The sequence below is a fragment of the Klebsiella sp. D-Nf1 genome, from assembly GCF_002810515.1.
GTDB classification, from domain to species: Bacteria; Pseudomonadota; Gammaproteobacteria; order Enterobacterales; family Enterobacteriaceae; genus Klebsiella; species Klebsiella variicola.
This window is the reverse complement of record NZ_PIOK01000001.1, coordinates 1,413,703-1,437,040: the sequence shown is the minus strand read 5'-3', so window position 1 is coordinate 1,437,040 and position 23,338 is coordinate 1,413,703. Positions and strand designations below refer to the sequence as shown.

Below are 23,338 nucleotides of genomic sequence, written 5' to 3'. Positions count from 1 at the left end.
ATGACGATGACCTCAACCACTCAGAATCAACGCTACGCCTTACAGGAACTGGAAAAAGAGGCGCTGATGGGCGCCCAGGGCGAAGAGACCTTCGCCCGCGAAGTGCGCTGTATCGACCTGTCGAACTTTGCCGAAAGAAAAAATGAAATTGCCGAACAACTGTGGGAGGCGGCGGTGGAGATCGGCTTCTTCCAGGTCAGCCATCACGGTATTCCGCTGGCGGATATCCGCCAGGCGTTCAGCATGACCGAGGCGTTTTTCGACCTGCCCGACGAGGTGAAGCGCCAGTATCCGCTGGCCGGCAACGCCGGCTGGGAAAGCAAAGCGCAGGTTCGGCCATCGACCCGCACGCCGGATCAAAAAGAGTCGTATCAGATCACCCGGCCGCTAATGGCCGGGCGCTGGCCCAGCGATCGGGAGTTGCCAGCATTCCAGCAGACGATGCTCGGGTTTGAATCGCAGTGCTGGCAGTTGGGGATGAAGATCCTCTCCTGCTTTGCTTTGAAGCTCGGTTTTCCAGAATCGTTTTTCACCACCGCGCACGATCCGCAGCGTGACACCTATCAGAGCACATTGCGTATGCTGCATTACTATGCGACCGAGCAGTCGCAGCAGGGGATGTGGCGGGCCGGCGCGCACACCGATTTTGACTGCCTGACGCTGCTGTTCCAGCGCCCCGGCCAGGGCGGCCTGCAGGTTTGTCCCGGTAAAGACCGTGAAAGCCAGCAGTGGACCAGCATTGAGCCGCGGGAAGAGGTGATCACCTGCAATATCGGCGATATGCTGATGCGCTGGAGCGACGACCAGCTGCCGTCTAACTTCCACCGGGTGAGAAACCCGCTGCCGCATGAATATCAGGGGCCGCGCTACAGCCTGGCGTTTTTCTGCCAGGCCAATAAAGATGTCGAGATCCTCGGGCCGCAGAGAAAGTACCCGCCCATCAGCGCCGAGGATTATCTGCAGCAGCGGATCCAGGCCAATTTCGCCAAAGGGTAAGATGCTCCCTTGAATGATATACCTGCCGCCGGCTTTCGCTGGCCCTGCGGCAGGATATCTGGCGCTGAGCTTTTCAGCTACCGTGTTAAGTTGCCTGGTGTCGTTGAAATAACTGAAGAACATCCCCCTAAGCGTCAGCAGCAAGCTACCTTGGTTAAGGCCCTGGAAATCACGCCCTTTATGTCGTAAACGCCGTAAAGCCAGCTCACCGGGGGTAAAGGGATTACCTTAACTTCTTTATAGCTGTTAGTGGGTTAAGGCTAACCAGGGCAGGGGGCAGAATTTATAGTTCGGTAACCGGCTACGCCGGGCTTTCGGCGCCATTTGACTCCACAGACACATGTAACCTCATCGGCACCCTCATGCCGCTTACGCGGTATTCAGAAGCTTCCCGATGCTGTAGGTTTTAACGTCTGCTTTGTGCCAGGAGCAGACATTTTATAGTTATGAGCAAATAATAATGTGATCTCGGCACTAACAAATTAGACTCTGTTATTGCTAAAAATCAATAATGTTAATACGATAAGTTTACCCAAACAGAATGATGGTTTTCTATAAAATGGGTGGGGTTTCAAGATATGCCGGAGGAAATGGTGAGGGAATGATTAATGCCTTGCTTAGCATTTTTAGCTTGATAAATCATGTAATAATAAATAGGATGAAGTGCTGTATTGCAAATTAGGAAAGCTTATGATAAGGATATTTTTTTTGCATTTACAATACAGCTCCATATGAAACATTAATAACTATTAAGGTATATGTTTATATTAATCCCTGATATCTAGATGAAGTTATTAAAAATGAACAAATTAAAACCAACATGGCAGTTATTCGAAGAGCTCGTTTGTCGCATTCTGAAAGTAAACAACTTTCAGATAAAAAGAAATAGTTGCAGAGGGGACAATGGATTTGATCTGCTTGCTGATTTTGGACAAGAAAGATGGGCTATTGAAGTTAAGTTCTACCGTACAGCGCGAGCTCAGCCTTCACTTATTGATGCAGCTGCAACTCGCATTTCGAGTAATGGCATAGCTGCAGGTGTAAACAAAGGGATGTTAGTCGTTTCTTGCTTTCTCACACCTGAGTTGCGAGAGGTTCTTGAAAATAAATTTAGTATTACTTTTGTAGACCAGGCTGACTTAAGAATTTGGTGCAGTTCTCATCCTGAACTAGCGGAGTCATTGGATGCACTACTAGAAGTCAATCTAAATGAAGCTCTAACAACGCACCTTTCTCGTAAAGAGAGTAACTTTATCATTAGGGATAAGGCTCTTCATAAGAGTAACCGAATTGAAAGACATAAAAATCAAGGCACAGAACTTTGCCTTGAACTACAGAGTATAAAAAAAGGGAAAGCATCTTGGCATCAATATGAAAAAAAATGTGAGGAAATCCTTAGGTATCTTTTTCCTAATGACCTCCATGGCTGGCATTCACAAAAAAGAACCGATGACGGTCTGAACCGTTATGATTATGTATGTCGTATTAGACCCACTACTGAATTTTGGAAGTTTGTTATTGAACACCTTGATAGCCGTTATGTTCTTTTTGAGTTTAAAAACTATGCAGGGAAAATAAAGCAAGGCCAGATACTCACCACGGAAAAATATCTTTTGGAAAAAGGACTCAGGCGTATGGCAATTATTATGACAAGGACAGGAGCAGAGGCACATGCAATAGCTATGACTCAAGGAGCTATGCGAGAACAAGGTAAACTTATGCTCATAATAAACGATGAAAAAGTATGTGAAATGCTTCATATGAAGGAACGTGGGGAAGATCCAACTGACTGCCTTTTCGAAATTGCCGATAACTTTTTACTGACACTCCCTCGTTAATCCATGGTAAATAAAATGGTAAAAATTTAAAAGTTGAATCACCACAGATTTAATTTATCATTCGGAATACTATGTAAATGTTAGAAATGGACTTCAAGCGGATGTTATGAACATCCGCTTCTCGCTGATAGCAGCCTTCAAATATTGCACTAAACTGCTGACCGTATAATTAATTAATTAACAAAAGAGCTGTCAGAGTTTTATGTTATTCAAATTGCTCTGAATGTACGACTCCATCCAAAGACGGACTTAAACAAATCTAGCCTGTGAAAGCCCCTCGTCCGCGGGGCTATTTCCGGTTATAACCTTGTTCTATTTTGTCGACGCATGTTTTCTACTGCCAGTGCAAAGTCTGTATTGGTAACGTTTTCCTGCCAACGAGACCAAAAATCTATTGTTGCACTTAACGGCTTTTGTGTTGGAGGATCAATTTTAATTCTACTTGGTAGGAGCACTGAATCACCGACAACCATAGCTTCTCCAACATCCATGATAGGGAGTGCCTCTAAAAGGCTTTCCAAGCTTTCGGGTAGTAATTTACGCACTGTCGTTTGGTCATCTGCATTCGTTAAACGCAAAGAAATGATGTTGTTACACTGGCTGAGAATCGTGGCACTTACATCTGAAGGTCTTTGGCTTACAATCATCAATGCAACGCCATATTTACGTCCTTCTTTAGCAATTTTTTCAAATGCTTCAACCGCTCTTCGTTCAACTGGGTTACCTTCTTTTCTTGGTAAGTATAGATGCGCCTCATCACAGACAAAGGCAACTGGTCTACGACTCTTCGGATCAGTCCAGAATTGAACCTGATAGATGATACGTGCAACCAACCCGATTATTACTGGCAATATATCGGCCGGAACCTCTGAAAAGTCGATTACTTTTATGCTTTGTTTTTGCTCACCATACTCCATCAGTTTTTCAGCGATCATGCTCAACGAATCATATAGGTTGTATTTATCAGGACTATTAAAGAGGAAACCATAGCGTCGGTCGTTTAAGCGGCTTGCCATACGAACTAGCAGCCTAGAGAATTCGCCGTTGAAAGGGCCATTTTTAGGACCTCTTGAGCCATCGACCTTCTCTTCGTTTAAATATTTTAGCTTCCCGATGACATTACTCAGAGAATATGGAATTGGACTGTCGAGTGTAAAAGACTGCAGCAGGTCGGTTCTACCATTCGTTTGAAGGAAATCTTTCTTTTGCTCGGTAATTGCATCTTGAACAACCACAACTTGGTTGTGTGCACTGAATTCACTTCGATCAACGAATAATGACTGAATCTCTTCTGAATTGAGCAACCAATAGGGTAGGAATAGTAGAGAATCATCCTCTACATCAACCTCATCCGGCCCTGGTATTCTCAATTGTTTTGCATAGGAAAGTTCTTTATATTCACCGTGCAAATCGAATACCACGAGGTTTGAAGATGGTAGTCGTGAACTTCTTTCAAGAATTGATGCAACCGTCCACGATTTACCTGAACCTGTGCTACCAAGTAGAGCAGCATGTCGCTGAAATAATTTATTTCCATCAACATAAGCGCGTGCATTTTCATTGAGTTTGTAAGAACCTAATTCAAGCGAGTTCTGTCCATTGCCACATTCAGAAATTACACGCATGAATTCTTCTAGATGGGCATCTTTAAGAATGTAACAGGTCGTGTCGATTTCAGGAACGTGGTCTAGAGATCTCGAAAACTTATATTTTTGATCGATGGCATCCCATTTAGCCCCACCCATTAACGTAATCTTGACTGTGTTGACTACGCTATCTTCAAAAGCGTCTATCTCGTCAGCATCATCTTCTTGCACCTCTAGAGTAAGAGTCTGAGCAACTACTGCTTTGATTACCTTATCAATCATGCCAATGAGCCAACATTCTGTTGCTCCGCTTAGTTGCACTGTTACAAGCTGCCCAACTCTGGCCTTACGCAGGTCCTTGTCACTGTTTACCAGAATAGTTACTTTTCTTGTGTCTACTTCACGAATATTACCAAGTATGTAGCTGTCATCATTAAAAGTAAAAAGAGCCATATTACCCACCTAAGAACTCGTTAGTGAAAGCGTCAAAACGCCATAATTCCTTGTCATCTACATGCAGCCAGTTTTCAAACTTTGAATTGTAGATTCTACTTTTATCTGAAGTTGTCTGTTTGCAGATAAGCCACATATTTGGGCATTTATCTAACCATTCCTCGATCCTTGGGTTTGAATCCCTCGTGATCACCAACGCACGGCACTGATCTTGTTCAAGTTTTTGTCTAAATACGTTATTTACCAGTTGTGAATCGTTAAAGCCAAATCCTAAGAACAGAAAACAAGTATGGTTCCCAACTGCGTTGTCATATTCAGCTAACTGTGCTCTATCTTTATGTAATCGCTGATATTTGGCTGTACCCGGAGTGATCATCGCCCGTACGACGCCTTCAGGTTTGTTGAGAATCCAACTATTACACTCAATAAGGTGAGCTTCCCATTCAAATGTATTTAATGACCCATGTGGTTTGTGTAGTCGGACATGTTTGCATTCAACGATTCTTGTTGATTGTCTCGGCTTACCTAAACCTTTATGTATAGATTGAACTGTTTTTTTTGCTTCATTCCAGTCATAACGCTGAAGGAATCCTCCATAAAATCCTGTAATATACGGAATCTTGTGTCGAACAAAGGCGTACTCAGCTAATAAATCGTAATTGGGGGTTGCGACGTGAAGTTGCTTATCGGCCTGTGGCAGAGTCTCAACGAGCTTTTTCAGTAGTGATCCAGCAGGCCAATCGCGTAACCCTGAAATGATTTGGTGGGCGTGAACGTTATCATGATACGCAACAAAGCTTGCAGTTAGTTCGACTATTCGAGTGGTCAGAGTCTCATCCTTGATGAAGTCCATAGCGGATTCAAAATCATGGCTACCCTCATCGAGAACGGAGACAACTTGCTTCCATTGTTGTGCCTGAGTATCTGTCATACCACTGGTCAGCTCGGCTCGGAGGTGACGTTCTAGGGCTGGCATCCCAAAATTTAGATCAAGTGCACATGAAGTTCCTGTACCAAATAAAACAAACGGCTTCTCAGTAAAAAACTCTGCAATCGCTTGATATGCAGACTCCTTCGTCAACTCCATGTCTCTCCCCCACTTAAAACATCTAATTTCAGTGCTTACCACCTAACATCTGCAGCATTAGTACTTTATGCTCTTACTTTATGGCTTCAAGCTTTTATTGCAGAGCAATTATCAAGAATTCTTATTTGTAGAGTTATATCAAGTTTCTGTTAATTGCAGGATTTTCTCCACGTAAACCTGCTTTAGATCATCATTGAGAAAAATGGATGTTATCGCAGCAAGGAAGTCTCTTGCATAGAGTTGGACCCACAGTCAAACCTGTTCCACACTAAAGAATTCATCGTGATGTAATATGCTTCCGTTAATTGCGAGGAGAATTGTGGATGTCCGCTCCTCGCTCGCAGCGGACCTTCAACTCAGGAAACCGTTCACCCAGATGAACTGGTGTGAAAGGTAAAGCGGAGGGCCATGTGCTGCAAATCAAGATTCAGCGGTGCAGACTTTTCTGACCTTAGGGGAAGGGGGCGGCACACTCTGCTTCAGTGGGGGTAGCTAATCACCACAAATTGTTAGACACAAGGGATAGGGGTCGCCGATGCGGGTGACAAGGGGATCTCTGCCGCAGCCATAAAATCGATGAAACAGCGTATTCTCGGTGACAGGTAGCGGCTGGCTGGCCACAGGACCGAGAAATGCCCATCCTTGACGCAACAGCCGGGCAACATCTCCTGCAGTTGTCCCTCATTGATGGCCTCGCGCACGACAAAATCAGGCACATAAGCGATGCCCATCCCCGCCGCGCTTAAGCGAATGGCGGCCTCAATGTTATTGACCGTCATCACGGCCGTGGCCCTGAAATCTCCCGTCAGCCGCATATCGCGCAGTTCCCAGGGCTGGATCAGCCCCGTCGAGGGGAAGCGGAAAAAAATGCACTTGTGCGCCGCTAATTCCGCTGGCGAGCCGGGGACGCCGTATTCCGCCAGATAGGCCGGACTGGCGCAGAGCACAAAACGAAAGCCACCCAGCTTTCTGGCGATCAAGCGGGAGTCCGCTAATTCACCGCTGCGGATAGCGACATCAAATCCTTCATCGATCAGATTGACCAGCCGGTCACTAAAGTCGAGATCCAGTTCAACCTGCGGATAAAGACGGGTAAAGGCGGCGAGGGCGGGGAGCAGCAGGCGGTAGCCGATGACGGGCAGTGAAATCCTCAGTTTGCCGGTGGGCTGTGAGAGACTGCTCGTCAGCTCTGACTCGGCCTCCTGGATCTGCTCCAGGATACTCTGGCAGCGGGACAGAAACGCGGCCCCCTCCGCCGTCAGGCTGACATTTCTGGTGTTGCGGTTGAACAGCCGGACCCCCAGTTTATGCTCAAGCCGGGCGACATTCTTACCCACCGCCGAGGCAGATATGCCCAGCAACCTGGCGGCCTGAACAAAGCTTAGCGTTTCGGCGGTGCGGACAAAGGACGTCAGCGAGGTGAGGCTGTCCATCGATTATAAACCTTATGTCTCTTAAGAAGATATTTTCAGTCTATTTATCGGCAATAACATCCGCAATAGGATGGCGGCAGTTTATTTATTCCTTCCTTGCCACCTTATGAGGGCCGCCAGATGTCACGTACCGCCAGAACACCTTCCCGATACGCCAGCGCCCTGGCCGCGCTTTCTGTCTTTATGGCGGCCTTGCTGCTGCCGTTAAGTTTTACCGGCGGCGTCATGACCACCCCCGCGATACAGCAGTCGCTGGGCGGCTCTCCCGCTGCGCTGTCGTGGCTGACCAATGGCTTTATGTTGACCTTCGGCAGCTTTTTGCTGGCCGCAGGGGTGACGGCGGATGCCATCGACAGAAAACGCATCTTCATTGCCGGCGCTGCGCTGTTTTGCCTGAGCAGCCTGCTGTTTTGCCTGACACACGATCTCTTGCTGTCAGGCATGCTGAGGTCACTGCAAGGCCTGGCCGCGGCGATGATTTTAGCCAGCGGCAGTGCGGCGCTGGCCCAGCTGTATGACGGCGCTCAGCGGACCCGGGCATTCAGTATCCTGGGCACGGTGTTCGGCGCCGGCCTGGCGTTTGGCCCGCTGATGATCGGCTTCATGACCGACGCGGTGGGCTGGCGCGGCGTATACGCCCTGTTTGCGCTGCTTTCGGCAGGGGTGCTGCTTATCGGACTGGCGTATCTGCCCGCGGCAGAAAAAAGCGAGCCGCGGAAACCCGACAACCTCGGTTTAACCCTGTTTACGCTGGCCCTGATGTTGTTTACCTCATCGCTCATGGTCATTCCGGCCTGCGGTTTTTTATCGCTGCCGACGTTGACCTTGTTCATCGCGTCGGCGGGGCTGTTCGTGGCGTTTGTCGCGCGCTGCCAGAGGGTGAACAACCCGGTGCTGGACATCTCCCTGCTACGCCATCCGCGTTTTGTCGGCGTGCTGTTACTGCCTGTCGCCACCTGCTGTTGCTACGTTGTCCTGCTGATTATTGTTCCACTGCATTTTATGGGCGGAGAGGGGATGAGTGAGTCGCAGAGCGCGCTGTATCTGATGGCGTTAACCACGCCGATGCTGGTTTTTCCTTCCGTTGCAGCCCTGCTCACCCGCTGGTTTTCCCCCGGGATGGTGTCCACGGGAGGACTGATGATGGCCTCCGTCGGGTTGCTGTTGCTGGGAGAGGCTTTTCACAGCCAGCATCTCCCGCGGCTGGTGCTGGCGCTGATCCTCTGTGGGACGGGGGCAGCGCTTCCCTGGGGGCTGATGGACGGCCTGGCGATTTCCGCTGTGCCGGTGGCGAAAGCCGGTATGGCGGCAGGCCTGTTCAACACCGTTCGTGTTGCCGGCGAGGGGATCGCCCTGGCGGTCGTTTCGGCGGTATTAACGGCAAGCAATACCCTGACGCTGCAGAGTCGCGTTCACGGGTATGCGCCCGAGGTGATTGACCGCGCCGCAGGCTGGCTGGGGGCCGGCAATATGCCGCAGGCGGCTGTGCTTTTGCCTGACCTTTCCCTCCGGCTACTACGTGAGAGTTATGACTTTGCCTATACGTTGCTGTTTAGCGCGCTGGCGATCGTCACCCTGCTGTGCGCCCTGATGGTCTGGCGGACGCTATGCCGGAAGGGGAGCGCTTTCCAAACCCGCAACAGCGAATCCTGAACCCCCTTGATAACGCATTGGCGTCATGCTTCCCGGTCTGCTTAGCGAACCGGGACTGTCATTGTTTCGCTGGCGGAACTATGCTGATTAGGGCGGCGCATGCGCCGCTCCGGCCGCGGAAACAGTGACTCACAGGTGTCGTTATGGCGATTGATCCGGAACTGATTTACATCGAGATCCTGGAAACGGTGCTGATGGCCACCCTGGATCCTGATTTGTGGAAATCGGCGTTGCAGAAACTGGCGTTACTGACCGGCCATCAGTACGCGGCATTTCTGTTTTACGACAAAGGCAATGCGCATCTGTTGACCGATTCATTCCTGCTCGAGGAGAAGGTCTTTACCGCCTATCGGGATGTATTTCTGGCTATCGATCCCGCCGAAAAAATATTGACCGCGTTACCGGTCGGGCAAATATATCGGGACCGCGAGTATTTGGGCGATAAGTTTATTGCCGGCAGCGTCTATTACAATGAATTTCATCACCCCAACGACCTGAATAATCTCACCAGCGTCAAGCTGTGTACCATCAATGGCTATGCCACCTATCTGTCACTGATGACGGCCAATACGGCGGCTTATCCGCAGCCGGTGCAGTTTGAGCTGTTCAGGCGCCTGATCCCGGCGTTAAAAACCGCCTGCCAGCTTCACGCCCGGTTTGAACAGCTGCGGGACACCATTAAATACCAGAGCGCGGTGATGGACAACGGGATCTACCCGGTATGGCTGGTGGATCATGGCGGTAAAATTCTCTACGCCAGCGCGCATGCCGAACGCTACCTGCGCGCCAACGCCCGCCTCTCCTGGTATAGCGGGGGCGATACGCTGTGCCTCGATACCGACAGTAAAAAGCTGAAACGCGCCATCGAGCAGGCCACCCGGACGGCAGAGCCGCCGAAGGCAGGGCTGTGCTATACCGCCGGGCGTCAGCCGAAACCGATCCTCGTGATCCCGGCGGCCCGTCTTGCCGGGGTCGCCTGTGTGATTATTCCCGAGCCGTTTCTCACCGGCAGCGCCTTGATGGAGCTGTTTAACGTTAAGCCTGCCGAGAATGCGGTGGCGGAGCTGCTGGTGCGGGGCATGACGCCGGATGAATGCGCCTTACATCTGGGCGTATCCATCGCCACGATCAGAACCCACCTCAGCGCCCTGTACCGGAAAACCCATACTCGTCATCAGGCTGAACTTCTGCTGATCCTCCGCGCGATTCACGGCTGATTTATTTCATCCACTCATTCATATGAATGAGTGAGTCTGTTATTGCCGCCATTATAATCCTCATAAAACGAATGAAGGATTTAATCGCTCCCTGAGCGGTCAGTCCGTATATCTAATTCCTGCTGGATGGGAGTGGTTAATATGTTTTTCTTTCGTGTGATAGCCATCGTGATTTTATTCCCCGCGTTAATATCCTGCACAACGCAAAAAGCACTAAACGAAACCGGGAAGGAGATTGATAAAGGCCATTATGGTGTCGCGACATGGTATGTCGCGACCTTGCCGATTGTCATGCTTTATGACGTATTTACTCTCGGCGGTACCAGCGATCCGCAAACGGGATATAATACGGTCGCCAGCGTCGCGAATAAACAACCGGTGACTCAATTATCCCACAGTTCATCAGGTTCGCGATCTCAAACCACAACTCAAAGCGCGGCTGGCGGTTCAGTCTCGACCGTCGCCACGCCCCAAAACGCCGCCCTGAGAACGGCGTCTTCGCAAGGGCAGCCATCGGTTTCTTCATCAGTTAAATCCTATCCTCCGGCCGATAATTGCCTTACCCGTGACTCGACGTCGAATTCATTGGCTGACTTCTGGATTAATCATTGTGGCTTTGCTGTTACCGTGATGTGGTTTGATGCGAATGATTGCCGTACAGGGTGTATGGATGGCGTAGGGGCGAATTCACGCCAGACAATAACAAAAGGAAGGGCGGGAAGCGCTTATACTTCAGTGGCTTGTCCTAAACCTTCTACACCAAAAGGACCCGATGGCATTCATCAATGGGCCAATGAAGGGTATCATCAATGTACTTCCTGAACCGTGGATAGCCAGGCCAGAGACATCCTGGCCTGGCTATCCAGGTCTGCCGAGCGGGCGTCAACATTAGCAGGAGCAGCGCCTGCTCACGTCGCTCACTATCAACAGCATGACTCAGCCAGCAGAGCATCGCGCCGTCTGGATCGCCATCAGCGCGGCCACGACCAGCATCCCGGCGCTCAGGCAAAAGGTGCTCTCATAGCCCAGATGATCAAATAAAATACCGCCGACCGTTGAGCCAATGGCAATGGAAAACTGCACTGTCGCGACCATCAGCCCCCCGCCTGATTCGGTATCCGCTTTGGTGGCATGGGCGACCCAACTCCACCAACCTACCGGTGCCGCCGTGGAGAGTACGCCCCACAGGGCCAGCAGAATCGATACCGCGACAACGTTTGTCGCCAGCGGGATCAGCAGCAACGCAATCAGGGCCATCAGTAGTGGAATAATCATTAACGTTTTATAGAGCTGGTTTTTAATCATCAGCCCTATAGCCGTGGTCCCCGCCAGTCCGGAAATACCGATCACTAATAATATTAGCGAGATGGTCCTGGCATCGACCTGAGCGATCAGTTCGAGGTACGGCCGAATATAAGTGAATAAGGTAAACTGCCCCATGAAAAAAATACCGGCCGCGCCCATGCCGATCGCCACGGAACGATCGCCCAGCAGTCTTCCCAGACCTGAACCGCTGGCGGCCTGATGCGATCCCGCTTTCATTGAGGGAAGGCTTATCCACTGCCAGATGAAGGTCACTATCGCGATGGGCACCAGGCTCAGAAAGGCACCGCGCCAGCTGGTGACTGACGCCAGATAGCTGCCAAGCGGTGCAGCCACGACGGTGGCAAGCGCATTGCCGCCATTAAAAACGGCCAGAGCGCGCGGAACCTGACTAATATGGACCAGCCTGACCGCCGTGGCGACAGACATTGACCAGAAGCCGCCAATGACCACCCCAATCAGTGCGCGCCCCAGCATGTAGATACTAAAATTCGGCGCCATTGCCACGATTAAAGCAGAAATCCCCATCAACGCGGTCAGCAGTAACAGCAGATATTTGCGGTTCATTTTTCCAGCCAGCTTGCGAATAAGCAGGCTGGTTAAGACCGCAAATATTCCCGAGATCGTCATTCCCTGACCCGCGGTGCCTTCGGTGATCCCCAAATCCAGAGCGATGGGGGAGAGCAGACTCACCGGCATAAATTCTGAAGCGATTAGCGTAAATACGCAGAGTGTGATAGCAAATACTCCCGTCCAGTTGGAGGAAGGGCGTTTTTCATCAGCATAAGCTGAATGATTTCTGAGATTCATAATGGGGTTTATTACACCTTAACGTTTACGACAGGCGTCGCTACCTTCTTTATCGGCAGCGAATTCAATACGGGTTGGATTATAAAAACCAAAATTAGGCATATTGACTCCTGTGCGCCGGGTTAGTCCCGGCGCAGAGATTAAAATGGAGGTCAATTTAAAATTATTTCAGGCTGGCTTTAAAGAAGCGGTCCAGTTTATCAAACGGAATTTTCCCGCTTTGATTGTCATATAAGTCCACGTGGTTAGCACCCGGAACAATGACCAGTTCTTTGGGTTGAGCCGCTTCCTGGTAGGCGGTTTCCGCAAAGTAACGCGAATGCGCTTTCTCACCGGTAATAATCAGCACTGGCCGTGGCGAGATTTCCTTAATATGATCCAGCTGCGCGAAATTCATAAACGGCATCGGGGTTGTCACTGACCATGACCCGGCGGAGTTAACCGACCGCGGGTTATACCCACGCTGGGTGCGATAATAATCGAAGAACTCACGAGTAATGGGATCGGCATCTGCTTTCAGCGTTGCTGGCAGGATAGTTTTATCCCGGACTACGTTACCCGCTTTATCAAAGCTGACATTGTGGCTCTCATAAGCAGGCACGCCATTCTCGGCGTCTTTCCAGCGCTGCAAGCTCATGTTTTCCAGTACTTTGCTACGCTGTTCCGGGGTATAGCTGTCCTGGAAGCCTTTACCCCACAGGCGCGACATATCATACATCACCGAGGTGGCGACGGCCTTGATACGTTTATCCATGGCTGCCGCGCTGAGGTTCAGCCCGCCGTAGCCGCAGACGCCCAGCAGGCCAATGCGATTCCGATCAACGATATCCAGCAGACCCAGATAGTCGACGGCCGCCATGATATCTTCCGTGTTGATATCGGGAGAGGCGATATTACGCGGTTCGCCGCTGCTCTCGCCGGTATAGGAAGGGTCAAAAGCCAGGGTGACAAAACCACGCTGGGCCATTTCCTGAGCATAGAGACCGGATGACTGCTCCTTAACGGCACCGAATGCCCCACTGACCGCCAGGGCAGGAAGCTTACCGGCCGGGTGATTTTTCGGCACATAGACGTCGGCGACAAGGGTAATGCCGTAGCGGTTTTTAAACGTGACTTTTTGATGGTCGACGGCGCGGCTCAGTGGGAAGGTTTTATCCCAGGTCTGAATGAGCTTAACATCCGCGTCGCCTTTCATGGGCAGCGTCAGGTCTGCAAAGGCGGCATTTGAGCCAAACAGCATCGCCATCCCTATGATCAATCCCGTATGTCGCGTTCGATGAGAAAAAGCAGCCATAAATACTCCTGAAGGGTGTGAAGTGCAGACCAGGATGTCCCGCTCTGTGTGAGTGTTGATGGCGCTTATAGTAGAGAACTAAAGCCGTTCTGATTAGCGGGTAAAACCGCACTTCATTAATGCATCTATGTTATAAATAAAACCATTGAGACCGACCAGACACAGGAGCCAGGGTGGATATTTTTCGTCGTGAGGATCTGCACCATCTCTATCTTTTTTATCATGTGGCGAAAGAGGGGGGATTTACCCGCGCCGCGGCCAGACTGGGCCTCGCACAGTCGAGCATCAGCCGCAGCATCACCATGCTGGAGAAAAGTATTAATCTGCAGTTACTGGTAAGAAGTACCCGTAAGGTCGCGCTCACCCCGGCCGGGGAAAAACTGCTGCGTTCGCTCGATCAGGGTTTCGGTCAGCTGGAGAATGGCTGGATACTACTGAATCAGCTCAGGGAGAAACCTGCCGGAACCGTGCGCATTAACGGCAGCAGGCAGGCTATCGAACAGCTGTTGCTACCGCGATTGCAGTCGTTGCGCGATGCTTACCCGGATATTGCACTGGAACTCATTGAAAATAATACCTTTGTGGACATTGTGAAGGAGCGATACGATGCCGGGGTCCGCTACGGCAGTATGGTCAACGAGGATATGGTCTCCGTGCGTATTGGCGCCGATGTGCCGATGCGGGTTGTCGGTAGCCCCGATTTCCTCCGCCAGCATGGGACCCCCACGCATCCCCGCGAACTCGAAAAGTATCCCTGCATTGGCTATCGCATGTCGGATGGTTCACCGTGGGGATGGGAGCTGCATGATGGCGATCGGTTGTACCGACATAATCCCGCCGGAGGGTGGGTATTCAGCGATGCCGGCACCGTCATTAAAGCCGCGACGCGGGGCGTGGGGCTGGCCTATGAAGCGGCGGATCTGATGCAGGACGAACTGGCAAGCGGTCGGCTGATACCGGTTCTGGAGAATTACAGTCATACCTTCCCGGGGTTTCATATCTATTATCCGCACCGCAATGTGTCCAGTGCGCTGCGAGTGATTATCGACATCCTGAGGGACTATCCCGGGGCGGACAGCCGCGCTAACGGACCCGGCTGATCCCTCGCTGGCCATTTTCTATCAGGCTCATGGTTACGTTGACGGGCTCATTCCTCTGGGGAGACTGGACGAGTCTGACGCATTACCTCTGCAGCCTTTATCATACCCGGCACGATTCGAATTAGCCGCGGAAGCATCCTTTGGGAGTGATTAGCAAGACGTCATGGCGACGAGCAGGACTGCGTCATTCGCCATGAGGCCGTTCCCCTGCGCCACTTGCGCAGAGGGACATCACGTGACGAGACTCAGGCATGATGGTCGCGCAGGAAAACCGTCAGCACCTCTTTCGGCGGCACGCCGCCGCATTCGCCAATCATCCAGCCCACCGCCCCGCGGTGATAGGCGCCGTGAAAGAGCATGTGGTTCAGCATCTCCAACGCGGTCATATTGCCGTCACCACCGTCGACAAATTTGAAGGCGATACGTTCGTGGAAATCGGCGGGGGTCATGGCGCTGACGTACTGAATGTACTCATCCGTACAGGCGGTCATGGCCGTTTCCAGCTCATCAACGGTTGGCGTCTCGGGGGTATTCAGCGCGGTGTAACCGTGCGGCCTGCCGCGCAGGTTCGCCCGGAAAATCATGTCAACGACATGGATATGGTTCATCAGCCTGATGGTCAGGTGACGTTTTTCGCCATATATCGTACCGTCAATTGCGCGGATCGCCTGTAAGGTGGCAAGGTCAATCCAGCGCTTGTATTTCAACAGCGTCACTACTGTGTCTTTGTCCATAGTCCGTCCCGGGTTGGTTGAGCCATTATCTTAGCGATTATGCCAGTGAGTTGTCATTATCCACCGCCAGGCACAAAAAAGCCTCGCCGGGGCGAGGCTTTTCAATAAGCAGATGATTTAGTCAAACACACCGTTAATCACGGCGGTGACGATGGCGGTGCTCAGGGCGACCAGCACCAGGTCATCGCCGACCGCGCGCCATTCATAGCCAGGATAATAGGGCAGGTCGTTAATCATGGAAGCCGGCAGGGCCTTTTTCGCGATACCCGGAGGGAGCGGTTTGCCGCGGGCAACATTTTTGGCGATACCCGGCGGCAGCGCCTGATAGCCGACCAGACCGTAGTTCACGGCAAGGGAGCGCGCCCGTGAAAAGCTGATATCGCTGTCGACATGGTCGGGTTTACCGTAGTTTTTACGGTTGCCATGATCGTCAGTGGACTGACCTTTATTCTGGCCTTTATTACTATGGTCGCCATTATTGCCATTATTGCCGTTATTGCCATGGTTACCACTGTTCCCGTGATTACCACCGCCATTACCGTTGCCGTTACCCGGGTTGGCATAGACTGGCGCGGCCAGCACGGCAAGAGAAATAACCGCCGCCAGTGCTGTTTTGAGAGTGCGACGCTTAAGCATGATGTTGTTTCCTGAATGGGGAGTACACGCTTAAAACATAAGAGAAAGCTATACCCCTGGCAATCTCATCATTTCTTATTTTTTGCCGGTTTTTAATCACCGGCGGGGAAGATAAAGGGAAAGGGATAGCGGGACGCGGATAAGCAATTCCATTGCTGCGTTTTGACAGACGGGCGACCGCGCCTCGCTAAATGTGTTGCCGACAGGATCGCTCCCGGGCGTAGAGAAAAAAATGCCCGAAGCCATCGGGCAAAAATGAACAAAAATATTACGCTTCATTCATAACGCGTCTCACAAGACGGGGCGGATAGTAAATCCTGGCGCTGCCGTACACAATCGGACGGTTGTTTAGAAATAAATAACCCCATCGACTGTGCTCAGGACGCGACCCAATGGCAGGCGACCCGATGGCCCGGGGCCACCTCGCGCAGCGCCGGAGCCTCTCTCCGGCAATGTTCGCTGACCTGCGGGCAGCGGGATGAAAAGCGGCAGCCGGCGGGCGGATTGGCCGGATCCGGGATCTCGCCTTGCACCAGCGCCTGCGGTTCACTGTGCGGATCGAGGGTGGGCACCGCGGCCAGCAGGGCGCGGGTATAGGGATGGAGGGGGCGGCTGAACAGCGCATCGCGGCTGGCGCTTTCCACCAGCTGTCCCAGATACATTACCGCCACATCGTCACATAAATGCTCCACCACCCCGAGGTCGTGGGAGATAAACAGGAACGTGACACCGCGGTCGTCGCGCAGGTCGGAAAACAAATTGATGATCTGCGCCTGAATCGACACATCGAGGGCCGAGATGGGCTCATCGGCGACGATAAAATCCGGGTTGAGGATCAGCGCCCGGGCAATACCGATCCGCTGTCGCTGGCCGCCAGAGAACTGATGCGGGAAGCGGGCATAGTGCTCCGGTGCCAGGCCGCAGATCTTCATCACGGCGATCACCCGGTCATACAGCTCATCGCGGGTGCACAGCTTGTGCTGTAGCATGGCTTCGCCAATCGCGTCGCCAATACGCAGCCGCGGGTTCAGCGAGCTATAGGGGTCCTGAAACACCAGCTGCATTCTGGGCCGGATGGCGCGCAGGGCAGGCGCGGTCAGGTCGGCCAGCTCCTGACCGTGAAATTTCACGCTGCCAGCACTCTTCTCATACAGGCCAAGCAGGGTCCGGCCGACGGTGGTTTTACCACTGCCGGACTCGCCCACCAGGCCAAAAATGGTGCCCGGACGGATGTTAAAGCTGACGCCGTCCACCGCGCGAAGCTCGCCGGTCTGCTGGCCAAACAGGCCGTCGCGCAGCGGAAAATATTTTTTCAATCCATCCACTTCAATAACATAGCGTTCGCTCATGCTGTCGCCTCCGCAAATTCGCTGTAAAAGCAGGCGGCCCGCTGGCGCTCACCGAGCAGCGGCGGAATCGCCTCCCGGCAGCGCGCCGTCGCCCGCTCGCAGCGCCCGGCAAAGGCGCAACCCGCCGGCAGGGCGGCCAGATCCGGCACCTGGCCGGGAATAGAGTACAGCCGCCGACGCCGCTCACCCGGCACCGGGCGGGAGGCGATCAGCCCACGCGTGTAAGGATGTTGCGGATGCCGTAGCACCTCTGCGGTGGCGCCCTGTTCCACGATCCGTCCGGCATACATCACCACTACCTGCTCGGCCATCTGCGCGATCACTCCAAGATCGTGGGTAATCAGCATCATCGCCATCTGGCTGGCCCGCGCCCGGTCGCGCAGCAGGCGCAGGATTTGCGCCTGCACGGTGACGTCCAGCGCGGTGGTCGGTTCGTCGGCAATCAGCAGTTTGGGCTGACAGCTTAGCGCCATGGCGATCATTACCCGCTGCAGCATGCCGCCGGAAAGCTGGTGAGGATAGCGGGTCATCAGGCTGTCGCCGCGCGCCAGGCCGACCTCGCTTAACAGCTGGATGGCCTGCTGCCAGGCGGCTTTCGGCGTGGCGCCGAGGTGGCGGATCAGCGGTTCGCACAGCTGCTCCCCGATGGTCAACACCGGGTTCAGGGCCGACATCGGTTCCTGAAAGATCATGGCCAGTTGGTGGCCGCGCAGGTCGGCCATCTGTCTGGCTTTCAGCCGCAGCAGATCGCGGTCCGCGAAGCGGATCTCGCCGCCGTCGATGCGCGCCGCCTGCGGTGGCAGGAGACCCATCAGCGCCATGGCGGTGACGCTTTTGCCGCAGCCGGATTCGCCCACCACGCCAACGGTTTGTCCGGCCTGAATGGTGAAAGAGACCTCCTGCACCGCGCACACGCGGGTGCGTTCGCCGGCGAAAGAGACGGAGAGATGATTAAAGGAGACTAACGGCGTGGTCATTTCAGCCTCGGTTTCATATTGGGATCCATGGCGTCGCGCAGGCCGTCGCCCAGCACGTTGATGGCGATCACGGTGATAAAGATGGCGATGCCCGGCGGCATCCACAGCCAGGGGCGGCGCTGGAAATCGATCAGGCTATTGGCAGCATCCATCATATTGCCCCATGACGGCGTCGGCGGTACCACGCCGAGGCCGAGATAGCTCAGCGCGGATTCACTGAGAATGGCGTTGGCGACGGCCATGGTCGCCATCACCACCAGAATCGGAATGGTATTCGGCAGCAGGTGGCCAAACAGCCGGCGACGCGCCGACAGGCCCAGCACCTGGGTGGCCAGCATAAAATCGCGTTCGCGCAGGGAGAGACATTGTCCGCGCACCAGCCGCGCCAGTCGGGGCCACTCCAGCAGGCTGAGCATCACCACCACCATATAAATGCGCGAGTCCGGCGAAAAATCGAGCTCAGAAAGCATCGCCCCGGCGACGATCAACAGCGGTAACCCGGGGATAGTCATCACCAGGTCGGCCACCCGCATGATCAGTTTGTCGGTTAACCCGCCGACATAACCCGAGAGGGCGCCGAGCAGGTAGCCGAGGCACACCGACATCACCATGGTCAGCAGGCCGATAATCAGCGAGATGCGCCCGGCCAGCAACAGGCGGGTGTAGACATCGCGACCGAGGAAATCGGTCCCCAGCCAGTGTTCCGCCCCGGGCGGCTGGTTGATGCTCAGGGCATCGGTGGCATCATCTCTCCACGGCGACCAGACGGGCCCCAGCACGCACCACACCGCCATTACCGCCAGCAGGATCAGGCAGAACATGGCCAGCCGGTTACGGCGCAGCTGTCGCCACCCCTGGCGCCAGGGAGAGGGGGTAATGTGCGCCAGTGCCGGGATAGCCGCCTGCCGTTGGCGGCGACGGGAAGCAAAGTAAGACAGGATCATCATGACCTCACCCGAATACGCGGATCGGCCCAGGCGTACAGCACGTCGGCGAGCAAATTACCAACGATCGTCAGCACCGCCAGAAACAGGGTAAACCCCATCAGCACCGGATAGTCGCGGGCGGCCAGCGAGTCGATATGGATGTGTCCCGCCCCCGGCCAGTTGAACACCTTTTCGGTAATGATTGCCCCGGAGAACAGCCCCGGCAGCTCGAAGCCAAGCAGGGTGATAATCGGCAGCAGGGCGTTGCGCAGGGCATGTTTAAGGATCACCGTGCGCTCCTGCAATCCCTTGGCGCGGGCGGTACGGATAAAATCCATTTTCACCACGTCGAGCATACTGGCGCGCACATAGCGCGTCAGGCTGCCCGCCTGCAGCATCACCAGCGCCAGCACCGGCAGCGCCAGGTGGGCGGCCACTTGCAGCACATACTGCCAGCCGCTCTCGTCGCTGCCGGTATTGGTCATCCCGCCTACCGGTAGCCAGTGGAGATCGACGGCGAACCATTTAATCAGCAGCAGGCAGAGGAAAAAGGTGGGGAACGACATGGCGGCAAACACCGCGACGCTCACCAGATGATCAAACCAGGAGCCGGGTCGCAGGGCAGAAACCACGCCGACCGCCAGGCCAATGCCCCAGTAAAAGACCAGCGCGACGCTGGCCAGCAGAAAAGAGTTCCAGATGTACTGGTTGAGCAACTGGCTGACCGGGATCTGATACTGCAGTGAAAAGCCTAAATCACCGCGCAGCAGCTGTCCCAGCCAGTGGAGGTAGCGGGTGAACAGCGGTTGGTCGAGGCCGTAGATCGCCTTCAGCTCTGCGGCGCGGGCGGCGGTCAGGGTGATATTGCCATCGATAAAGTCGCCGGGGGTTTTGGCAAACAGCATAAAAATAATGAAGGAGGCCAGCAGCAGCATCGGCAGCGTTTGCAGCAAGCGCCTCAGGATGAAATTTTTCATGACGGTCTCACATCAGCCGCCGGTTAACCCGGCGGCCAGGGGGATTTACTTGACGATTTTTACATCCGGCAGGCTGCCGGTCAGGCCGTTGTAGATATCCGGCTTAAAGCCGCTGACGCGGGCGCTGCTGGCGGAAAGAATGTTGCGATAGCCAAGCAGGATCACCGGCGGATCGTCGGCCAGCACTTTATACAGCTGGTGGTAGATCGGCTTGCGCTGTTCAATGTCGAGCACCGCGTTGCCGGCGTTAATCAGCTTATCGACTTCCGCGTTATGGTAGCCGGACTCTTTAGCTTCGCTGCTGTAAAAATCCCATACCCCGTCGTGCGGGTCGTTGAGGGTGCTGGTGCTAAAGGAGGCCAGATCGTAATTTCCGGCTTTACGCTGCGCCATCAGGGCATTGAAATCCACCACCTGCGGCTTCAGCAGTACGCCAATCTGCCGCCAGTTCTCCTTGGCGATGGGGATCAGAGCGTCGTTGAGCACCTTCTTGCTCACCAGCAGGGTCAGCTCCAGGCGCTGGCCGTCTTTGGCGCGGATACCGTCGGCGCCAGGCTTCCAGCCGGCCTCATCCAGCAGCTTTTTGGCCTGTGCCGGATCGTAAGGGTAAGGGTTGACGCCTTCAGCGTTAAAAGCCCAGGAGATCGGGGCGATCGGCTCGATGGCGACTTTGCCGTACCCCTGATAGACCACGTCGATCAGCTTCTGCCGATCCAGACCGTAAATCAGCGCCTGGCGCACGCGCTTATCCTGCAGCGCCGGGCGATGCACGTTGAACTCCACCTGGCTGTAGTCGCTGGAGCCGTAAAGATTAATGTTGGCGAAGCCGAGCATTTTCAGCTGCTCAATATCGTCGGGGCGTGAGGTAAAGGCGTCATAGTCGGTCTCTCCGGTCTGGAACAGCTGGAAGTTGGTCGACGGATTGGTCACGCGGTAGATAAAGCGCGGTGTTGGCGGCGTTCCGCGGTAAAAATGGCTATTGGCATGGAAGCGTATTTCCTGACCGGGAATGTATTTGTCGTACACGTAAGGGCCGTTGCCCAGCGGCTTGCCGTGCAGTGAACGCAGATAGTCGAGATTTCCCCGCTGATATCCTTTGCCGTACCAGGCTTTCGACAGCACCGGCCCGCCAATTTTGGCCAGCGTGGTGGCGCCTGGCTGCGTGGTGGTCACCTGCAGGATGAGCGGGTCGATGACCTTCAGGCCGCTGACGCTGTCAGCTTTGCCGGCTTTGTAGTCCGCGCCGCCGGCGATATTGGCCAGGGTGATGTCGGTATCGCCATCATATTTGGGGTCAAGCAGGACCGTCAGGGTAAAGGCGACATCTTCCGCCGTCAGCGGTGAACCGTCGCTGAAGGTCAGGCCAGGGCGCAATTTGATGGTGTAGACTTTACTGTCCGGGCTGACCGTCCAGCTCTCCGCCAGTCCCGGGACCAGCTTACCCTGACTGTCCCAGTCGATCAGGCGTGAAAAAATCACGTTAGTCACGTTCTCATCCCAGCCGTTGACGAAAAAGTAGGGGTTAAAGATCCCCTGCGGCTCGGAGATCCCGGCCACCACCGTATCTTTCCGCAGTTTGGCGCTGGCCGGGATCTGGCTGGCGTCGGTGGCCGGGGTGATACCTTCTTTCAGGATCCCTTCCGCATGGGCAACAGAAGAAAATGCTACCACGCCGCCGAGCAGGGCCACTTTTAGCGCCAGGGCGAAGCGGGTTTTTCGGGTTTTTAATCCTTGTTGTAATCTGGACAAAAGTGCTACCTCATCAAATAATTGCGTGGTTATTTACAATTCATGACGAAAGATAAGAGGCGCACTTCCCCCTGTCTAACACTGAAACGCTATGATTTATAACTAATTATCCTTAGCAAAGGATCGGGAATATAATCCCATTCGATGGCTAAGAAGCAGTGGTTTCCGCTGTCTGATGATGGTGGGTCAGAATGCTGTCTGCGACCCAGCCATCCTGCGCCAACGCGCTGGCGGCCAGCGGCCCGCTCAGCCGGACCTGCAGTTGGCCGATCACCCGGCCCTGAATGCGCTCGCAGTTGCTGTACAGCAGTCGGGCGTCGCCTCCCAGCAGACTGGCGATATGCTGCAGATTGGGTTCGCGACCACTGCTGCCGTCAAAACGTAAGGTCACGATCTGCTCGCCGTCGCGCAGCGCTGGCCCGGCCTCCGGGCGATCGGGGTGCTGCAGGCCGAGCATGGCGCGCGTCACCGGGTGCTGCGGGTTGCCAAACACGCGCCAGACATCGCCCTGCTCGACAATGCGCCCGCCCTCGAGCACGCTGACCCGATCGCAGAGGGTGCGAATGACCTCCATTTCGTGGGTGATCAGCACGATTGTCAGGCCCAGGCGCTGGTTAATCTCCTTGAGCAGGGTTAGCACCGACAGGGTGTTTTCCGGATCCAGCGCCGAGGTTGCCTCATCGCACAGCAGAATTTCCGGCTGAGTGACCAGCGCCCGGGCGATGCCGGTCCGCTGTTTCTGGCCGCCGGAAAGACGGGCAGGGTAGCTGTCGCGCAGCGCGCTGAGGCCCACCAGCTCAAGCATCTCGCTGACCCGACGCTGGCGTTCGCCGGCCGGGACGCCAGCCATCTTCAGCGGCAAGGCGATGTTCTGCGCCACGGTTTTGGTGGCCATCAGGTTAAAGTGCTGAAAAATCATCGCCACCCGCCGACGCAGATCGCGCAGCTGGCGCGTGGAATAGCGCACGGTTGACTCGCCGTGGATGAACATCTCGCCGCTGTCGGCATTTTCCAGACGATTAAACAGGCGCAGTAGGGTGGATTTTCCGGCGCCGCTGCGGCCGATGATGCCGAAAATTTCACCCTGACGGATGGTCAGGTCAATGTCCTGTAGCGCCTGCACGCCGTTAGGATAGGCTTTGCTGATACCAGCAAACTCAATATGGGTCGGTGGGGCGGGGATATGCGTCATGATGATGC

General features: G+C 54.1%; 17 protein-coding genes and 3 pseudogenes. 7 read left to right on the top strand and 13 right to left on the bottom strand.

Features of this window, described 5'->3' with window-relative positions; genetic code table 11:
- The first annotated feature begins 6 nt into the window (after positions 1-6).
- Positions 7-996, top strand: a complete 990-nt coding sequence (locus CWM54_RS07075) for an isopenicillin N synthase family dioxygenase (RefSeq protein ID WP_100696561.1) — start codon at positions 7-9, stop codon at positions 994-996.
- Between the two features lie 785 nt (positions 997-1,781).
- Positions 1,782-2,834, top strand: a complete 1,053-nt coding sequence (locus tag CWM54_RS07065; protein WP_100696557.1) for a restriction endonuclease — start codon at positions 1,782-1,784, stop codon at positions 2,832-2,834.
- A gap of 299 nt (positions 2,835-3,133) precedes the next feature.
- On the opposite strand, the gene CWM54_RS07060 is transcribed toward CWM54_RS07065, so the two are convergent.
- The 3 genes and pseudogenes from CWM54_RS07060 to CWM54_RS07050 form a co-directional block, all read right to left on the bottom strand.
- Entirely contained in the window at positions 3,134-4,873 is a 1,740-nt protein-coding gene (locus CWM54_RS07060; protein WP_038422666.1) for an ATP-binding protein, read from the bottom strand.
- Between the two features lies 1 nt (position 4,874).
- The gene (locus CWM54_RS07055; RefSeq protein ID WP_064170300.1) at positions 4,875-5,960 is read right to left on the bottom strand and encodes an SIR2 family protein; all 1,086 of its coding nucleotides are present in this window, start codon (positions 5,958-5,960) and stop codon (positions 4,875-4,877) included.
- A 496-nt stretch (positions 5,961-6,456) separates the two neighbouring features.
- Positions 6,457-7,393 (bottom strand): annotated as a pseudogene (locus CWM54_RS07050) (LysR family transcriptional regulator).
- 120 nt (positions 7,394-7,513) lie between these two features.
- On the opposite strand from CWM54_RS07050, the gene CWM54_RS07045 reads away from it, so the two are divergent.
- The 4 genes and pseudogenes from CWM54_RS07045 to CWM54_RS28020 all read left to right on the top strand — a co-directional run bounded on the left by CWM54_RS07045 (position 7,514) and on the right by CWM54_RS28020 (position 11,085).
- Positions 7,514-9,046, top strand: a complete 1,533-nt coding sequence (locus CWM54_RS07045) for an MFS transporter (protein WP_100696553.1) — start codon at positions 7,514-7,516, stop codon at positions 9,044-9,046.
- Positions 9,047-9,189: 143 nt separating this feature from the next.
- Positions 9,190-9,303 (top strand): annotated as a pseudogene (locus CWM54_RS29225) (LuxR family transcriptional regulator); the annotation flags it as partial.
- 681 nt (positions 9,304-9,984) lie between these two features.
- Positions 9,985-10,240, top strand: a pseudogene (locus CWM54_RS29220) (transcriptional regulator).
- Between the two features lie 155 nt (positions 10,241-10,395).
- Positions 10,396-11,085 (top strand): hypothetical protein, encoded by a 690-nt coding sequence (locus CWM54_RS28020; protein ID WP_133123742.1) that lies wholly within the window; start codon positions 10,396-10,398, stop codon positions 11,083-11,085.
- Between the two features lie 114 nt (positions 11,086-11,199).
- Here the strand turns inward: CWM54_RS28020 and CWM54_RS07035 are convergent, their stop codons facing one another.
- The gene (locus CWM54_RS07035; protein ID WP_061154344.1) at positions 11,200-12,396 is read right to left on the bottom strand and encodes an MFS transporter; all 1,197 of its coding nucleotides are present in this window, start codon (positions 12,394-12,396) and stop codon (positions 11,200-11,202) included.
- Between the two features lie 163 nt (positions 12,397-12,559).
- Positions 12,560-13,690: an alpha/beta hydrolase gene (locus tag CWM54_RS07030; RefSeq protein WP_100680444.1), complete on the bottom strand. Its 1,131-nt coding sequence runs from the start codon at positions 13,688-13,690 to the stop codon at positions 12,560-12,562.
- A gap of 173 nt (positions 13,691-13,863) precedes the next feature.
- Between CWM54_RS07030 and CWM54_RS07025 the strand changes: the two genes are divergently transcribed.
- Entirely contained in the window at positions 13,864-14,790 is a 927-nt protein-coding gene (locus CWM54_RS07025; protein WP_100696551.1) for a LysR family transcriptional regulator, read from the top strand.
- 245 nt (positions 14,791-15,035) lie between these two features.
- Here CWM54_RS07025 and CWM54_RS07020 read toward each other — a convergent pair whose 3' ends face one another.
- From CWM54_RS07020 to CWM54_RS06985, 8 genes are all read right to left on the bottom strand, one after another.
- Positions 15,036-15,524: a DinB family protein gene (locus CWM54_RS07020; protein WP_100696549.1), complete on the bottom strand. Its 489-nt coding sequence runs from the start codon at positions 15,522-15,524 to the stop codon at positions 15,036-15,038.
- Positions 15,525-15,641: 117 nt separating this feature from the next.
- Positions 15,642-16,160 (bottom strand): anti-virulence regulator CigR family protein, encoded by a 519-nt coding sequence (locus CWM54_RS07015; protein ID WP_100696547.1) that lies wholly within the window; start codon positions 16,158-16,160, stop codon positions 15,642-15,644.
- Positions 16,161-16,537: 377 nt separating this feature from the next.
- Positions 16,538-17,509 (bottom strand): ABC transporter ATP-binding protein, encoded by a 972-nt coding sequence (locus tag CWM54_RS07010; protein ID WP_100630600.1) that lies wholly within the window; start codon positions 17,507-17,509, stop codon positions 16,538-16,540.
- Positions 17,506-18,486, bottom strand: a complete 981-nt coding sequence (locus tag CWM54_RS07005) for an ABC transporter ATP-binding protein (protein ID WP_100696545.1) — start codon at positions 18,484-18,486, stop codon at positions 17,506-17,508. The genes CWM54_RS07010 and CWM54_RS07005 overlap by 4 nt, the downstream gene beginning before the upstream one ends.
- Positions 18,483-19,433: an oligopeptide ABC transporter permease gene (gene opp4C, locus CWM54_RS07000; RefSeq protein WP_100696543.1), complete on the bottom strand. Its 951-nt coding sequence runs from the start codon at positions 19,431-19,433 to the stop codon at positions 18,483-18,485. Before opp4C ends, CWM54_RS07005 begins: the two co-directional genes overlap by 4 nt.
- Entirely contained in the window at positions 19,430-20,389 is a 960-nt protein-coding gene (locus CWM54_RS06995; protein WP_008804589.1) for an ABC transporter permease, read from the bottom strand. Before CWM54_RS06995 ends, opp4C begins: the two co-directional genes overlap by 4 nt.
- 45 nt (positions 20,390-20,434) lie before the next feature.
- The gene (locus CWM54_RS06990; RefSeq protein WP_100696541.1) at positions 20,435-22,138 is read right to left on the bottom strand and encodes an ABC transporter substrate-binding protein; all 1,704 of its coding nucleotides are present in this window, start codon (positions 22,136-22,138) and stop codon (positions 20,435-20,437) included.
- A gap of 148 nt (positions 22,139-22,286) precedes the next feature.
- Positions 22,287-23,330: a methionine ABC transporter ATP-binding protein gene (locus CWM54_RS06985; protein ID WP_032733145.1), complete on the bottom strand. Its 1,044-nt coding sequence runs from the start codon at positions 23,328-23,330 to the stop codon at positions 22,287-22,289.
- Positions 23,331-23,338: the final 8 nt, after the last annotated feature.

What these genes read in the sequence shown, in the direction of transcription:
- CWM54_RS07075 (WP_100696561.1), top strand. Translation starts at nt 7, where the DNA reads ATGACCTCAACCACTCAGAATCAACGCTACGCCTTACAGGAACTGGAA.
- CWM54_RS07065 (WP_100696557.1), top strand. Translation starts at nt 1,782, where the DNA reads ATGAAGTTATTAAAAATGAACAAATTAAAACCAACATGGCAGTTATTC.
- CWM54_RS07060 (WP_038422666.1), bottom strand. Translation starts at nt 4,873, where the DNA reads ATGGCTCTTTTTACTTTTAATGATGACAGCTACATACTTGGTAATATT.
- CWM54_RS07055 (WP_064170300.1), bottom strand. Translation starts at nt 5,960, where the DNA reads ATGGAGTTGACGAAGGAGTCTGCATATCAAGCGATTGCAGAGTTTTTT.
- CWM54_RS07045 (WP_100696553.1), top strand. Translation starts at nt 7,514, where the DNA reads ATGTCACGTACCGCCAGAACACCTTCCCGATACGCCAGCGCCCTGGCC.
- CWM54_RS07035 (WP_061154344.1), bottom strand. Translation starts at nt 12,396, where the DNA reads ATGAATCTCAGAAATCATTCAGCTTATGCTGATGAAAAACGCCCTTCC.
- CWM54_RS07030 (WP_100680444.1), bottom strand. Translation starts at nt 13,690, where the DNA reads ATGGCTGCTTTTTCTCATCGAACGCGACATACGGGATTGATCATAGGG.
- CWM54_RS07020 (WP_100696549.1), bottom strand. Translation starts at nt 15,524, where the DNA reads ATGGACAAAGACACAGTAGTGACGCTGTTGAAATACAAGCGCTGGATT.
- CWM54_RS07015 (WP_100696547.1), bottom strand. Translation starts at nt 16,160, where the DNA reads ATGCTTAAGCGTCGCACTCTCAAAACAGCACTGGCGGCGGTTATTTCT.
- CWM54_RS07010 (WP_100630600.1), bottom strand. Translation starts at nt 17,509, where the DNA reads ATGAGCGAACGCTATGTTATTGAAGTGGATGGATTGAAAAAATATTTT.
- CWM54_RS07005 (WP_100696545.1), bottom strand. Translation starts at nt 18,486, where the DNA reads ATGACCACGCCGTTAGTCTCCTTTAATCATCTCTCCGTCTCTTTCGCC.
- opp4C (WP_100696543.1), bottom strand. Translation starts at nt 19,433, where the DNA reads ATGATGATCCTGTCTTACTTTGCTTCCCGTCGCCGCCAACGGCAGGCG.
- CWM54_RS06995 (WP_008804589.1), bottom strand. Translation starts at nt 20,389, where the DNA reads ATGAAAAATTTCATCCTGAGGCGCTTGCTGCAAACGCTGCCGATGCTG.
- CWM54_RS06985 (WP_032733145.1), bottom strand. Translation starts at nt 23,330, where the DNA reads ATGACGCATATCCCCGCCCCACCGACCCATATTGAGTTTGCTGGTATC.